The 14390-nt window shown below is 70.4% G+C and carries 10 protein-coding genes; 5 read left to right on the top strand and 5 right to left on the bottom strand.

Features of this window, described 5'->3' with window-relative positions; genetic code table 11:
- Position 1 precedes the first annotated feature (1 nt).
- A complete protein-coding gene (gene asnB, locus K7C98_RS26500; protein WP_224194566.1) occupies positions 2-1627 on the bottom strand; it encodes an asparagine synthase B in 1626 nt (541 codons plus the stop codon).
- Between the two features lie 425 nt (positions 1628-2052).
- On the opposite strand from asnB, the gene K7C98_RS26495 reads away from it, so the two are divergent.
- Complete coding sequence (locus K7C98_RS26495; RefSeq protein ID WP_224194565.1) at positions 2053-3429, top strand: KamA family radical SAM protein; 1377 nt, start codon at positions 2053-2055, stop codon at positions 3427-3429.
- A gap of 89 nt (positions 3430-3518) precedes the next feature.
- Positions 3519-3806, top strand: coding sequence for a helix-turn-helix transcriptional regulator (locus tag K7C98_RS26490; RefSeq protein WP_224194564.1), 288 nt, complete (start codon positions 3519-3521; stop codon positions 3804-3806).
- 626 nt (positions 3807-4432) lie between these two features.
- On the opposite strand, the gene K7C98_RS26485 is transcribed toward K7C98_RS26490, so the two are convergent.
- The 3 genes from K7C98_RS26485 to K7C98_RS26475 all read right to left on the bottom strand — a co-directional run bounded on the left by K7C98_RS26485 (position 4433) and on the right by K7C98_RS26475 (position 7776).
- Positions 4433-6127, bottom strand: a complete 1695-nt coding sequence (locus K7C98_RS26485; protein ID WP_224194563.1) for an IgGFc-binding protein — start codon at positions 6125-6127, stop codon at positions 4433-4435.
- A gap of 399 nt (positions 6128-6526) precedes the next feature.
- Complete coding sequence (locus tag K7C98_RS26480) at positions 6527-7051, bottom strand: GNAT family N-acetyltransferase (RefSeq protein WP_224194562.1); 525 nt, start codon at positions 7049-7051, stop codon at positions 6527-6529.
- Positions 7048-7776, bottom strand: coding sequence for an SIR2 family NAD-dependent protein deacylase (locus K7C98_RS26475; RefSeq protein WP_224194561.1), 729 nt, complete (start codon positions 7774-7776; stop codon positions 7048-7050). Before K7C98_RS26475 ends, K7C98_RS26480 begins: the two co-directional genes overlap by 4 nt.
- Between K7C98_RS26475 and K7C98_RS26470 the strand changes: the two genes are divergently transcribed.
- The 3 genes from K7C98_RS26470 to K7C98_RS26460 all read left to right on the top strand — a co-directional run bounded on the left by K7C98_RS26470 (position 7730) and on the right by K7C98_RS26460 (position 13084).
- Entirely contained in the window at positions 7730-8347 is a 618-nt protein-coding gene (locus K7C98_RS26470; RefSeq protein WP_224194560.1) for a hypothetical protein, read from the top strand. The two genes, K7C98_RS26475 and K7C98_RS26470, sit on opposite strands and share 47 nt — an antisense overlap.
- Before the next feature lie 295 nt (positions 8348-8642).
- Complete coding sequence (locus K7C98_RS26465) at positions 8643-9527, top strand: STAS domain-containing protein (RefSeq protein ID WP_224194559.1); 885 nt, start codon at positions 8643-8645, stop codon at positions 9525-9527.
- Positions 9528-9925: 398 nt separating this feature from the next.
- Complete coding sequence (locus K7C98_RS26460) at positions 9926-13084, top strand: amino acid adenylation domain-containing protein (protein WP_224194558.1); 3159 nt, start codon at positions 9926-9928, stop codon at positions 13082-13084.
- 93 nt (positions 13085-13177) lie between these two features.
- Here K7C98_RS26460 and pyrC read toward each other — a convergent pair whose 3' ends face one another.
- A complete protein-coding gene (gene pyrC, locus K7C98_RS26455; RefSeq protein ID WP_224194557.1) occupies positions 13178-14221 on the bottom strand; it encodes a dihydroorotase in 1044 nt (347 codons plus the stop codon).
- Positions 14222-14390 lie beyond the last annotated feature (169 nt).

The raw sequence follows: 14390 nt of genomic DNA, 5'->3' as shown, positions 1-14390 counted from the left end.
TTCACCTGGCCTTTCGGACAGCATTGGCGTGGAGCGGGTTGGCGCGGCCGGAGCTGTCGCCGTCGGCTTGCCAGCGCGGGACCCATCGTCGCACACAACGGGCCGCGTGTTCGCCGGGGAACAGCTCGGCGAACAGCGCGCGGTAGAGGTAGCCCTCCTTGGTGGTCGGCGTCTCGTGGGGGAAGCGCTCGCCGGCCTCGGCGAGCTCGAGGTCGGACACGACGGCCTCGGCGTGGGCCTTGAGGCGGTCGACCCAGCCGTAGCCGACCCCGTCGGAGAACTGCTCCTTCTGCCGCCACAGCACCGCCGGCGGCAGCAGCGGGTCGGCGGGGTCGGCGAAGGCCGCGCGCAGCAGCGCCTTCTCCATCCGCCCCTCGCGCCCGGCCTCGGGCTGCAGCGGGCGCTTGAGCGCCGGGTCGATCGTCATCGCCAGGTCGAGGAACGCCAGGTCGAGGAACGGCACCCGCGCCTCGACGCCGTGCGCCATCGTGCTCTTGTCGGCCCGCAGGACGTCGCTGAAGTGGAGGTTCTTGACCCGCTCGACCGTCTCGCGGTGAAACGCCTCGGGGCCCTCGGCGAAGTAGAAGTAGAGGTAGCCGCCGAACACCTCGTCGGAGCCCTCGCCGGAGAGCACGACCTTGATGCCCTGGTCGCGGATGTAGCGGCTGAGGCGGTACATCGGGATGCTCGCGCGCACCGTCGGGATGTCGTACGACTCGGTGTGCCAGACGATGTCGCGCAGGGCGCCGATGCCGTCGTCGAGGTCGAGGCGGACCTCGTGGTGCTCGGTGCCGATGTACGCGGCGACGTCCCGCGCGGCCCGCAGGTCGGGCGCGTCGCCGTCGACGCCGATGGCGAACGACATCAGCCGCGCGCCCGGGTCGCGCCGCCGGACCAGCCGGGCCGCCAGCGCCGCCACCAGGCTCGAGTCGAGGCCGCCCGACAGCAGCACGCCGAGCGGCACGTCGCTCATCAGCCGCTTGTCGATCGCGGCCTCGAAGCGCTCGCGCAGGCCGGCGGCGTCGCGGCGATAGTCGACATGTCCTTCGAGCCATGTCCTTTCGTACCAGCGGCGGAGCCCGCCGCGGCGGGTGTAGACGTGGCCGGGCGGGAACACCTTGAACCACGCGCAGTGGCGGACCAGGGCCTTGAGCTCGGAGGAGAACCACAGGTTGCCGGCGCCGTCGCGGCCGTAGTAGAGCGGCTTGACCCCGATCGGATCGCGCGCGACCAGCCAGTCGTCGTCGCGCATGGCCGCGACCGCGAACACGCCGTCGAGGTCGGCGACGAACGCGTCGCCGCGGGCCTCGTAGAGGTGGACCAGCACCTCGCTGTCGGACCCGCTGCGGAACACTCGCCCCGCCGCCTGCAGCCCGGCGCGCAGCGCGGCGTGGTTGTAGATCTCCCCGTTGTGGATGAGGGCGCCGCCGTCGCGCCCGAACAGCGGCTGGCGCCCCGCGCCCGGGTCCATGATCGCCAGCCGCCGGTGCAGCAGCGCGCCGACCCCCGGCTGGTAGTGCACGCCGTGGCCGTCGGGGCCGCGGTGGCTCAGGCGCTCGCTCGCGGTCATCGCCTGCGAGAGGAGCGCGTCGTCGACGGCCCCGAAGACCGCGAGGATTCCACACATGCTCGTTCTCCTTCCGCCGGGGCGCGCATCCGTCGCCGGCTCCCGCACAGGCGGCTGGTATATCGCGCGTCCCCCGGCGCGGCAAGCCGGATGTCTAGGAGGACATGTCCATAAGGACATATGAATGATTGCCGGAACGGCGCCCGGCTCTCATTACGGTAGCGTAACAAAAAAGTCGAGGTTGCGCTGAATCTCGGTTCGTCAATCAAATTACGCGGAGATCCTGGAGGTTCAGCCTTGCGGTGTGCCTGCCTTGCGTGTTAAGTTGGCGCTCAAATCACACGCGGCGGGCGCTGGCCCGGCGTCGGACGGTCTCGTGGGCTCCTTGAGTCGACCGCGTCCGAAGTCGCACGCGCCTGTCCCAAAAGACACCTGCACGATCGGCGTCCTCGGCGCGATCGTTCGCTTTGCTCGGAGGGTATCCGATGCCGGATGGTGCGTTGAATCTGGGGACATATCGGGCGTTCACGGCCCGTGACATCGATGCAATTCCTCAATTGCGCGGCCTGTCGGCCGACGCGCGGCTGCGGCTGCGAGCGGTGGCCCAGGTGCTGCCGTTCCGCGTCAACGCGTACGTGCTCGAGCAATTGATCGACTGGTCGCGCGTCCCCGACGACCCGATCTACCAGCTGACGATCCCGCAGGCGGAGATGCTCGACGACGGCGACGTCAGCGCGCTGGTCGACCTCCTGCGCGGCGGCAGCGAGGCCGAGCTGCAGGCGCGGGCGCGCGCGATCCAGATGGCGATGAATCCGCACCCGGCGGGCCAGATCGACCTCAACGTGCCGATCGAGGACGGGGTCGAGCGGCGCGGGCTGCAGCACAAGTACCGCCAGACGGTGCTGTTCTTCCCGGCGCAGGGCCAGACCTGCCACGCGTACTGCACGTACTGCTTCCGCTGGGCCCAGTTCGTCGGCCTCGAGGACCTCAAGTTCGCCGCGCGCGAGGCCGAGACGCTGGTCGACTACCTCGCGCGCCACCCCGAGGTCACCGACGTGCTGTTCACCGGCGGCGACCCGCTGGTGATGCGCACCAGCGTGCTGCGCCGCTACGTCGAGCCGCTCCTGCGCGCCGACCTGCCGAACCTCGCGCACATCCGCTTCGGCACCAAGGCGCTGGCGTACTGGCCGGCGCGCTTCCTCACCGATCCCGACGCCGACGACCTGCTGCGGCTGTTCGGCGAGATCCAGGCCGCGGGCAAGCACGTCGCCGTGATGGCGCACTACAGCCACCCCCGCGAGCTCGCCACCCCCGCCGCGGCCGCGGCGCTGCAGCGCGTGCGCGAGGCCGGCGCGGTCGTGCGCTGCCAGGCCCCGCTGATCCGCCGCGTCAACGACGACCCGGCGGTGTGGGCCGACCTGTGGCGCGCGCAGGTGCGGCAGGGCGCTGTCCCTTACTACATGTTCATCGAGCGCGACACGGGCCCGAAGGAGTACTTCAAGGTCCCGCTGGCGCGCGCGCTGCAGATCTACCAGGGCGCGTACCGCCAGCTCTCGGGCCTCTGTCGCAGCGTGCGCGGCCCGTCGATGTCGGCCACGCCGGGCAAGGTCGTCCTCGACGGAGTCACCGAGCTCGACAATAGAAGGTACTTTGTGCTGCGCATGCTCCAGGGGCGCAACCCGGAGTGGGTGGGGCGCTTGTTCTTCGCCGAGTACGACCCCGACGCCGCCTGGTTGAGCGACCTGCGCCCGGCGTTCGGCGCACGCGAGTTCTTCTATTCCGATGAGCTCGCGGAACTGCGCCGTCGTCGCGCCGGTGTGCGCCTGAGCGTGATCTCCGGTGCGCATGTGGGAGACGCGTGAGCCAGGGGCGCGTCCCGCCGTTGACGCTCCCGGAGCCTTGCCGCAACATCAAAGACCCTCCAGGACGCCCCAGAATGATGAGCGAACTCATGTCCGAGAACCCAGAAGGCTGGACTTTCCTGACCAACCACGCGCACGTCTTGCTGTGCCTTGCGCAAGATCCAGAGATTCGACTGTGTGACGTCGCCGCAGAGGTCGGCCTGACCGAGCGGGGTGTGCAGAGGATCGTGAAGGAACTGGCGACCTCGGGTTACATCACGCGTGAGCGCAACGGCCGGCGAAACCGTTATCTGGTGCATCAGCGACAGCCGCTGCGGCGGTCGATCGCACGCCACCGCGAGGTCGGCGACCTGTTGCAGCTGATCGTCAAGAGCTAGTGCCCCGACCGGGCCATTTCGAGCAGCCGCGTCGCTCGTCGGTCCCATATTGGCCCGATATGCCCCTCCTCGCGTCTTGCCGGCCTATCGGAGCCCGGCGCGAGGACGACGCGAAATGACCCGGTCGCGCCACCAGGTCGCCGCCGCTGATTCGTGACTCGCGGGTCCGCCTCGAATCCTGTCCGTTCGGACAGATTGCGACGGCGCCAGGTAGCGGGTCGGAGATCTCGACGGCGGAGCGGACGACTGCGGGTCACGAGAGGTGGCGCCGGCGCTGGGCGCCGGTCCCGAGTTCACGCGAGCGGAGGACGCGGCGGGCCTCGAAGCCCTCGGCGCCAGGCTCGGGGCAGGCGGCCAGCGCGGCGGCGTCCGTGAGCTCGGGCGCCGGGTTGGTTGCGAGTGGCCGCGACGACCTCGGCGATCTCGCGCGCGCACGCCGGCTCGAGCCGGCGCGCGGAGGCCGGGTCGGCTTCGGGTCAGCTCGCGCACGTACTCGCCGGCGATGCCGGCACGAGATGTCTCGAAGGACATGTTGCTGCGCGCCAGCTGGAAGTACTGCGAGAACCACAGGAACTCGCCTGATGGGCGGCGAGGCGGGTCTCGACGAGGGCGCGCAGGCCCATGGCTCAGCCGGGCGGGTTGGGGTTGATCTTCCCCGTGCCGGTGCCGCCGAGGTAGGCGTAGGAGTCGTGCTGGTCGTAGCCGACGATGATGACGCTGAACGGCGAATCGCCGCCGTCGAACACGTGGATGCCGTCGGCGCAGGGGATCCGCGCGACCTCGTAGCCGCTGCCGGCGACCGGGTTGAAGTCGAGGTCGGGGAGGTTGACGCCGTCCATGGAGATGGACGCGCCGACCGGGCGCGTGACGATGGCGAAGTCGTTGACCCACGTGCCCGGCACCAGCACGACGTAGCGCGGCAGGTACTGCTCGACCGGGGCCATCGCCACCATCGCCGGGTCGCCGATCGAGCTGCCGAACGCCTCGGCGCCGACCATGTAGCCGTAGACGGCGATCGGCTTGTCGGCGACGACCTCGAAGTCGCCCGGCTCGGCCGAGGGGCCGGTGGCGTAGAACTCGCTCATCTGGTTGGCGTTGAGCACGAAGTTGGCGGCGGGGATGCCGGACACGCCGGGGTCGGCGTTGATGGTGACGTTGGTGCCGTCCTCGGAGGCGTAGATCTGCCACAGCGTCTGCTCGGGCGCGCCGCCGCTGCGGATCGGCATGCGCGAGGCGATGAAGCGCTTGCCCCACAGCCGCACGCCGGCCAGCTGCTCCTCCATGTGGTCGCAGCAGCAGGTCGTCTCGGGGATCAGCGCGCACTCCTGGCCGGCGAACACGGCCACCGGGTGGCCGTCGTTGCTGTTGATCTTGGTGCCCGTCATGCTGTCGGGGATCGACTGCACGGCGACCGAGAGCACGTCGCCCTCGTTGAGCGGGATCGTGAACGGAGCGCCCGGGGCGCCCTGCGGCACGCTCGGTCCGGCCGCCGTCACGACGCTCGGATCGACCTGCACCATCGTGCCGTCGACGGTGGCGATGACCGTGACGTAGCTGTGCTGGAAGGTGTTGGAGTTGTCGTACATCGACTTCCACGCGGTGACGCGGTTGATCGTGTCGAGCGCGGCCGCGGGGTAGAGCATGGCGGCGTCGGAGAGGAAGGAGGAGGCGCCGTCGACGGGGTTGAACTGATAGGCGACGACCGGGACGTCGGAGGTGACGCGGTAAGCCCCGCCCGGGTTGACGCCGGAGTCGTCGATGTGGCGGTCGGGCAAGTTGAAGGTGAAGAGCGACAGCGCAGGCACGGGCTGCGGGCCGGCGACCGCGCTCCACACGCCGCCGTTCTTGGTCTCGACGACGACGTTGGCGGTGGCCGCGAGCTGCACGTTGGCGACCGCGACCGCGTACTGCGACGTCTCGACGCCGTCGTGCGAGTCCATGTCGACGGCGTAGAAGCGACAGCCGACGGTGCTCTTGCCGGCGGCGGCCTGGTCGCAGGTCTCGGGGATGATCGGCCCCTCGTCCCCGCCGCCGCCGAAGTCGGGCTGCGGGTCGTTGCCGAAGTCGAACTTGGGGGCCGAGTCGCTCGCGGAGGTCGTGGCCTCGGTCGGCGCGCCGCTGTTGCTCGAGGTGCCGGTGCCGGCCCCGGTCTCGCTGTCGGTGGCCGGCCCGTCGGTGCCCGGGAGGGTGCTCAGGCTGGCGATCGACGACACGCCGGTGATCTGGGCGCTGGCGCCTCCGCGGCCGTCGTCGCTGCACGCGGCGATCGTGAGCAGGAGCGAGCCGAGGGAGGCGAATCGACGCGGTGCAGAGATGTGCATGTGGGGATGCTCGGGCACAGCACTCACCATAGGACCCATGCGCACCGAGCCGCGAGGCTCGCGTAAGATGACCAGGCATGGCCCCCCGTCGCGCTTCGACCCCGCCGCGCCGGACGGCTGTTCGCCTCGGCGTGCGCCTCGGGGGCTTCCACGGGCGAGACAAAGGCGAATCCGACCGCCGGCGTGACGACGTCCGCGACGTCGCTCTCGCCTGTCGCCGGCGACATGATGGCGGATTCGACCTCGGCTCGGCCACGACGACGAAGTCGCCCTCCACGAGTGAGTCGGAGGCGGGAGCCGCCAATGCGGACGCGTGCGCGCCGGTGACCATCCGCCGCAGCGCCGCGCGGCGAAGGGGCCGTGTCCGGCGGTATGTTTAATCATGTCCGAACGGACATATCACCGGTCTGCTCGGCCGTCGCGCGTCAGGCTGTAATAGCGGTGCGGCAGGTCGGCGCGATCGAAGTCGAATCGATACACCAGACCGGCGCGCTCGAGCACGCGGCGCGAGCCGGTGTTCTCGGTCCAGGTGAATCCGCACACCTCCGGCAGGCCGAGGACGTCGAGGGCGAGGCGGACGAGCTCGGTGGCGACCTCGGTGGCGAGGCCGCGGCGCCACACCGTCGGCGGGAATCCATAGAGGATCTCGACGCTGTCGCGCCCGCCCGCGTCGGTCGGTGCGAGGCCCGCGTAGCCACAGTCGCAGTCGCCCTCGCGCAGGGTGTACACGCCGAACCCGCGCTCGCGCCACATCGCCACCAGCCGGTCGATCTTCGCGTCGATCTGCGCCGGCGAGCGCGGGCCGCCGAGCGTGCGCACGACGTCGGGGTCCTGCCACAGCGCGCGGTAGAGCGGGCGGTCCCCGGCGGTGATGCGGGCGCCGCGAAGACGCGCCGTGGTCAGCGTCTCGGGGGCGAGGGTCACGCCGGGTCCAGCAGATGCGGATCGCCGTCGGCGAGGCGGGTGAGCATCTCGGTCGCCGGCCCGCGCAGGTGGACGTCGTAGAGGTCCGAGGCCGGCGTCTCGTCGGGGTTGATCTCGACGCGCAGGGCCTTGCCCGCGCGGGCGTACTCGGGCAATTGGGCGGCCGGGTAGACGACGGCCGAGGTGCCGACGGACACGAACAGGTCGCAGCTCGAGATGAGCTGCTTGGCGGAGTGCAGGGTGGCGTCGTCGAGGAAGTCGCCGAACCACACGATGTCGGGCCGCCACCAGCCGCCGCAGCCGTCGCAGCGCAGCTGCTCGCGCGGCTCGTGCGAGTCCTGCTGCTTGACGCCGCAGGTGTCGCAGCGGACGCGCCAGAGGTTGCCGTGGAGCTCGAGGATGTCGCGGCTGCCGGAGAGCGCGTGCAGGCCGTCGATGTTCTGGGTGACGACAGTGACGCGGGCCTCGCGCTGCCCGGCGCGTGCGATGATGCGGTGGCCGAGGTTGGGCGCGCAGGCGGCGACGAGGCGGCGGCGGTAGTTGTGGAACTCCCACACGGCCGCGGGATCGCGGTTGAAGGCGTCCTGGCAGGCGTAGCGGCGGTAGTCGTACTCCTTCCAGATCCCGCCGGCGCCGCGGTAGGTGGGCACGCCGCTCTCGGCGGACATGCCGGCGCCGGTGAAGAAGACGATCCGATTGAAATCGCGCAAGTGCGGCCCGGACATGGCGCCGATGGTAGCGGGGCGCGGCGCGGCGCGCGAGGGCGACGCGGGTCTTGCCATGATCGCCGCGGCGGCGATCGAGGTGACGATCTTCGCCGGGGCGCGCTGGCTGCTGCCGTACCGGACGCCGGGGATCGTCGCGCCCCCGATGGGGCTTGTGGCGGCGCGTGACCGCGCGCGGCTGTGTCCCGCGCACGAGTCGCCGCCGGACGTCGAACCGACGTGGACGCGGTGCAGCATCGACGGCCCGCCTCGCTCGGGAGTTCCCCAGCGCGTGTGGGGACCACGACAGCGGCTTTATCCCGCCCCGAGTCTGCACGCGATGGGTGTTCTGCGCGAGTTCAGCGTCCGCACCGGTGCTCGCGTGTGGGTGGTCTGCGACCACGAGCGCGGCGATGATCCGTATGATCAGTGGCCGCGACCTCGTCGCACAGGGTACGAGACAGTGTTCGCTCAGGGCGGCGACGTCGGGCGTGTCCTTTGGCAGCGCGCCCTCCGTGGCTCCGATTCGTGGCGCGTCCTCGCCGCCGGGCTGCTGAGCTCGCTGGTTTCGCGGCTCATCGACCATCTCTAGCTCCGCGGCGCCGGTTCGCAGCCGACGCGCTCGCTGCAGTGGTACCGCGAATTGTTGTTCTGACCACGTTCAATGTCTGTTTACACATGTGTCAAGAGACATGTAGCGGGCTGCGCGGAACAATGTATTGACTGCACCTGCGAGTGTGTGCCGATGCCCACCCCGCGCGGAAGCGAACCGCATCGGGCATTGCGCGATCGCGGATAGCGCCGTTCACCAATCGCGAAGGGCTGGTGTCCGCGGAGCGGGGTCGATACGCTGGAACTTCGCCCGCTTCGCGGGTCGGAGTCGACCGATGCACGACACCACCGCCTCCCCCCCCCAGGAGTCCGACAGCGAGATCCAGGCGCTGCGTCGCCGTGTGGCCGAGTTGGAGCGGGCCAACGCGCAGCTCGAGCAGGAGCGTGACGTGTTCAAGCACGTCGTGCAGCACGCGCCCGCCTTCATCTCGCGGCTCACGCCCGACGGGCGCACGATCTACGCCAACGCCACGTGCGAGCGGCTGGTCGGCAAGACCAGCGAGGAGATCGCCGGCACCAACATCATGTCCGTGCTGTACCCCGGCGAGCTGTACGCCGCGGTCGAGGAGTACTTCAAGATCGCGGCCGAGGGCGGCGACGTCAGCGACTACGAGCTGACCATTCAGTCGCACACCGGCGAGCGGAGGACGCTGGCCTGGAACTCGTATCACCGGTTCGGGGTCGACGGCACGCTGCAGGAGGTCGTATCGTTCGGGGTCGACATCACCGAACGCAAGCGCGAGGAGAACGAGCGCCGGCGCCTGCAGGAGGAGATCATCGCCGTGCAGGCGGCGACCCTGGCCGAGCTGTCGACGCCGCTGATCCCGATCAGCGGAAAGATCGTCGCCATGCCGTTGATCGGGTCGATCGACGCGGCGCGGGCCCAGCGGATCATCGATACCCTGCTCTCAGGCATCAGCGAGGCCCGGGCCACCACGGCGATCCTCGACATCACGGGCGTCGCGGTCGTGGACACCCAGGTCGCCGACGCGCTGTTGAAGGCGGCCCGCGCGGTGCGGCTGCTCGGCGCCGAGGTGATCCTCACGGGGATTCGCCCCGACGTCGCCCAGACCTTGGTCAACCTCGGCACCAATCTCGAGGGCATCGTCACCCGGGCGACGCTGCAGAGCGGTATCGCCTTCGCCATGCAGCAAGGCTGACGCGTCCATAAGTACAAGTTCGGGTGATTCGCCCCCGGCAGATCGCGGGGGCGGATCGACCCAATAACGTCGTGCGTTGATTTGTCGTAGGGGGCAGGCCGGCGAAAGCGGCCTGCGCAGGGCACGGCGATGTGTGTGCCGGTCACGGCGAGTGTGGTGATTGTCGACGCCTACGCCCGGGTTTGGTCTTCACGCAATAGAGACAGCCCGACAAAAGCGCCTGACCCGCAAAGTCGGACGATCGTGGGCATCCCGGTTTGCGCCCGGATTAAAAATGTGTATGCTTTAATGATAGCAGTCTATATAATCAAGACAGCGATCTGGTTCACTGAGGACGTCACGCGCCGCGCGCGTGTCGGCTCGGCGCCATGACTTTGAATCGCCGAAGGAGACGGGTAATGAGCGACACGAACGCCTCACTCATCGACGCAGCGTGGCACGGCGGGTTTTCCCCTTACCCGAGCGCGGAGGGCCTCGCGGAGCTGCTGGTCCGGCAAGTCCGGAGCCGCCCGGACGCGCTGGCGGTCGACGCCGGAGAGGAGCGGCTTTCGTACGCGGAGCTGTTCCGACGTGCCAGCCGAATGGCGCACGCGCTGCGAGCGGCGGGCGTCGGGGTGGAGACGCCGGTCGGGGTCTTCATGAGTCCTCGCATCGAGCAGATCGTCGCGCAGGTGGCGATCTGCATGGCGGGTGGCACGTACGTCCCGCTCGACCCCGATTACCCCCGGGAGCGCCTGGAGTTCATGATCGCCGACGCCGGCGTGGAGCTGGTGCTGACCGAACGGCGACAGTTCGGGCTGCAGCTGGGGGGCCGCCCCGAGCTGTGCGTCGACCGCGAGCGGGCGAACTTCGAGCGAAACCCGGCCACCTTCGAGTGGGTCGCCGGCGGGCCGGAGCGGCGCACCCACATCCTCTACACCTCGGGTTCGACGGGCAAGCCGAAGGGCATCGAGATCGTGGGCCGCGGGGTCACGCGCCTGGTGATGGCGACGAACTATGTGCAGTTCGAGCCGACCGACAGGGTGGCCCAGATCGCCAACTTCTCGTTCGACGCCGCGATCTTCGAGGTCTGGGGCCCGCTCCTCAACGGTGCGGAGATTGTCCTGATCCCCCGCCGCAGCGCCCTCGACCCCAGCGAGCTGCGGGCCGAGCTGGTCCGGCGCGGCGTCACCGTGATGTTCCTGACCACCGCGCTGTTCAACCTGGTGGCGGGGGCCTGCCCCGACGCGTTCAGCTCGTTGCGCTACCTGCTGGTCGGCGGCGAGAAGGCCAACGCCGAGGCGCTCCGCGCCGTCCTCGAGGCCGCGCCGCCGCGGCACCTGCAGAACATCTACGGCCCGACCGAGAGCACCACCTTCGCGGTCTCCTGCGAGCTCGGCCTGGAGCACGTGGCCACCAGCAACGTGCCGATCGGGCGGCCGATCGCCAACACCCTCGCGTACATCCTCGACGAGCAGCAGCGGCCCGTCGGCGTCGGCGAGCTGGGCGAGCTGTACATCGGCGGCGACGGCCTCGCCCGCGGTTATCACAATCGACCCGAGCTGACCGCCGAGCGCTTCGTCTCGGTGGCAGGGCTGCGCGGTGATGCGGCGATTCGCCTGTATCGCACCGGCGACCAGGCCCGCTGGCGCCCCGACGGCCTGATCGAATTCGTCGGCCGCACCGACTTCCAGGTGAAGATCCGCGGTCATCGCATCGAGCTCGAGGAGATCGAGTCGGCGCTGGTGGCGAGCGGGCTGGTGGCGGCGGCGGCGGTCACGGTGCACGAGAGCCCCGCGGGCGACAAGTCGCTGGTGGCCCACGTGGTCCCGCGCGACCGCGCCGGCTTCCTCTCCTCGCAGCTGCAGGTCCACCTGCAGACCAAGCTGCCGCGGTTCATGGTGCCGTCGCGGTTCGTGAGCCTCGACGCCCTGCCGCTCAACGCCAACGGCAAGGTCGACCGCAAGGCGCTGGTCGCCGGCCAGGCGCAATCGGGGGTGTTCAGTCTCAATGCCATGATCGCGGCGACCCACGATCCGCTGACCGGCGAGCTCGCGGCGATCTGGGCCGAGCTCCTCGGCGTCCAGGTGGTCCTGCCGGAGGACGACTTCTTCGGCCTCGGCGGCAACTCGCTGCTGGCCGCGCGGCTCGTGCTGCGCGTGCGCGACGTGTACCGCGTGCGCCTGCCGATCTATGCGCTGTACGAGGGGGGCACGCTGCGCGAGTGCGTGGCGCTGCTGCGGCGGGCCCTGCGCGGCGAGGCGATCGGCAGCACGACGCCCGAGGGTCCGCAGGTCTGGCAAGCCGACGCGCGCCTCCCCGAAGATGTCAGAGCGCAGATCTTGCGCACGGCCGAGCTGCCGCGCCCGGCCGCCGACGCGTGGCGCACCGGTGACGTGTTCCTGACCGGCGTGACGGGGTTTTTGGGGTCGTTCCTGCTGCGAGACCTGATGGTGCACACAAAGGCCCGTGTGCACTGCCTGGTGCGCGCACAGGACGTGCGCTCGGGGGCCGCTCGAGTGCGGCAGGCGCTGGCGAAGTACGGGCTGTGGCAGTCGTCGTACGCCGCGCGGATCTGCGTGGTGCCCGGCGACCTCACGTCGCCGCGCTTCGGCCTCGACGAGGCGGCGTTCACGAGCCTGGCCGGCACCGTCGACGCGGTCATCCACTCGGGAGCGCAGGTCAACTACGTCCAGCCCTACGCGGCCCACCGCGCGAGCAACGTCGGCGGGACGCTCGAGGTGGTGCGGTTCGCGGCGACCGGCCGGGCCAAGCCGCTGCACCACGTGTCGTCGGTCGGGGTGTTCGGACCGAGCGGGTTCTTCGGCGGCAAGCGGGTGGTGTACGAGAACGACGCGCTCGACGATCACCTCGAGTACCTGGGCCTCGACATCGGCTACTCGGCCAGCAAGTGGGTCGCCGAGAAGGTGGTGTGGGCGGCAGGCGAGCTCGGGCTGCCGGTGGCGGTGTACCGCCCGGGGTTCATCATGGGCGACAGCCGCACCGGGGCCGGCAACGCCGACGACTTCGTCGGTCGCTCGGTGCGCGGGGCGATCCAGATCGGGGCGTATCCCGACCTGCCGCGCCAGCGCAAGGAGTTCGTGCCGGTCGACTTCGTCAGTCGGGCGATCCTCCACATCGCCGGCAGCGCCGACAACCACGGGCGCGCCTTCCACCTGGTGCCGCCCGATCCGCAGCAGTCACCCGACCTCAACGAGTTCTTCGCGCTGATCTCCGAGTTCGGCTACCGCCTCAAGCAATGGAGCTACGCGCAGTGGGTCGACCGCACCATCCAGGACGCCCGCGAGCGCGACAACCCGCTGTGCTCGCTGCTGCCGATGCTGTTCGAGCGCGTCTATCGCGACGAGCTGACCCGCTGGGAGCTCTACGAGGACATGCCGGCCTACGACACCAGCAACACCAACGCCGCGCTCGCCGGCAGCGGGATCCGCTTCGTCGCCATGGACCGGACGCTCGTCGCCAGGTACCTGCGCTACTGGATCGCCGCCGGGCAGCTGCCGCCCGTCCGCGCCCGCGAGGGCAAGCGCGGCAGCGGGCAGCTGCTGACCGGGCGCTGAGGCGCGGCGACAGGGCTGTTCGGACATGCCCTCATAAGCATGCCCGATCGGCCATGTCTTCAACGACATGTCCTTTATAAAATGTCCCGCAGGTCACTCGGCGAGGCGCCAGGCCAGGCGCTCGCCGGCGCGCAGGGGGACGAGGTCGTCCTGGCCGAACGGATAGCTGGCGGGGACGTCCCAGGCGACCCGCTCGAGGCGGACGGTGTCGCGGTTGACCGGGAGGTCGTAGAAGCGCGGGCCGAACCGGCTGGCGAAGCCCTCGAGGCGATCGAGCGCGCCGGCGCGATCGAACGCCTCGGCGTACAGCTCGAGCGCGGCGTGGGCGGTGAAGATGCCGGCGCAGCCGCAGGCGCTCTCCTTGGCCCGGCGCGGGTGCGGGGCGCTGTCGGTGCCGAGGAAGAACTTGGGGTCGCCGCTGGTCGCCGCCTCGACCAGGGCCTCGCGGTGGAGCTCGCGCTTGAGCACCGGGAGGCAGTAGTAGTGCGGGCAGACCCCGCCGGTGAACATGGCGTTGCGGCTGTACAGCAGGTGGTGCGCGGTGATCGTGGCGGCGACGCGCGGGCCGGCGGCGCGGACGAAGGCGACGGCCTCGCGGGTGGTGATGTGCTCGACGACGACGCGCAAGTCGGGCAAGCGCTCGAGCAGCGGCGCGAGCTGGCGCTGCAGGAACACCGCCTCGCGGTCGAATACGTCGACCGCAGGGTCGGTGACCTCGCCGTGGACCAGCAGCGGCAGCCCGAGCTGCTGCATGGCCTCGAGGACAGGAAAGACGCGCGCCAGGTCGGTGACGCCCGACTGCGAATTGGTGGTGGCCCCGGCCGGGTACAGCTTGACCGCGTGCACGAACCCGCTGCTGCGCGCGCGCGCGACCTCGTCGGGCGGGGTGGCGTCGGTCAGGTAGAGCGTCATCAGCGGCGTGAACCGCCCGGCCAGCGCCGGCGGCAAGGCGGCGACGATGCGCTCGCGGTAGGCCGCGGCGTCGTCGACCCGCACCACCGGCGGCCGCAGGTTCGGCATGACGATCGCCCGCGCGAACTGCCGCGCCGTGTGAGCCACGGCGTCCGCGAGGACCACGCCGTCGCGCAGGTGAAGGTGCCAGTCGTCGGGGCGGACAAGCTCGAGCGCGTCGATCACGGCGCGAAGGAGTAGCACGCACGCGGGCCGCCGCGCAGCCCCGGCAGATCGGTCCTGCAGGGCCGCTGGCGGGCGATCCGGGCGCGGGCGGCGCGCGGCGGCCGGGCGCTCCGCCGACGCCGGCCCCGACGCCGATGATGCGAGGAGCTGACCTTTGGGACATCGTCGC

It is taken from the genome of Nannocystis pusilla (assembly GCF_020073745.1).
In the GTDB taxonomy this organism is placed as follows: Bacteria; Myxococcota_A; Polyangia; order Nannocystales; family Nannocystaceae; genus Nannocystis; species Nannocystis radixulma.
The sequence above is the reverse complement of the archived record's forward strand: the minus strand, read 5'-3'. Positions and strand labels throughout refer to the sequence as shown.

Bases quoted from the DNA above. Each gene is read 5' to 3' on its own strand.
- K7C98_RS26485 (WP_224194563.1), bottom strand. From the start codon at position 6,127: ATGCACATCTCTGCACCGCGTCGATTCGCCTCCCTCGGCTCGCTCCTG.
- K7C98_RS26495 (WP_224194565.1), top strand. From the start codon at position 2,053: ATGCCGGATGGTGCGTTGAATCTGGGGACATATCGGGCGTTCACGGCC.
- K7C98_RS26475 (WP_224194561.1), bottom strand. From the start codon at position 7,776: ATGTCCGGGCCGCACTTGCGCGATTTCAATCGGATCGTCTTCTTCACC.
- asnB (WP_224194566.1), bottom strand. From the start codon at position 1,627: ATGTGTGGAATCCTCGCGGTCTTCGGGGCCGTCGACGACGCGCTCCTC.
- K7C98_RS26460 (WP_224194558.1), top strand. From the start codon at position 9,926: ATGAGCGACACGAACGCCTCACTCATCGACGCAGCGTGGCACGGCGGG.
- K7C98_RS26490 (WP_224194564.1), top strand. From the start codon at position 3,519: ATGTCCGAGAACCCAGAAGGCTGGACTTTCCTGACCAACCACGCGCAC.
- K7C98_RS26465 (WP_224194559.1), top strand. From the start codon at position 8,643: ATGCACGACACCACCGCCTCCCCCCCCCAGGAGTCCGACAGCGAGATC.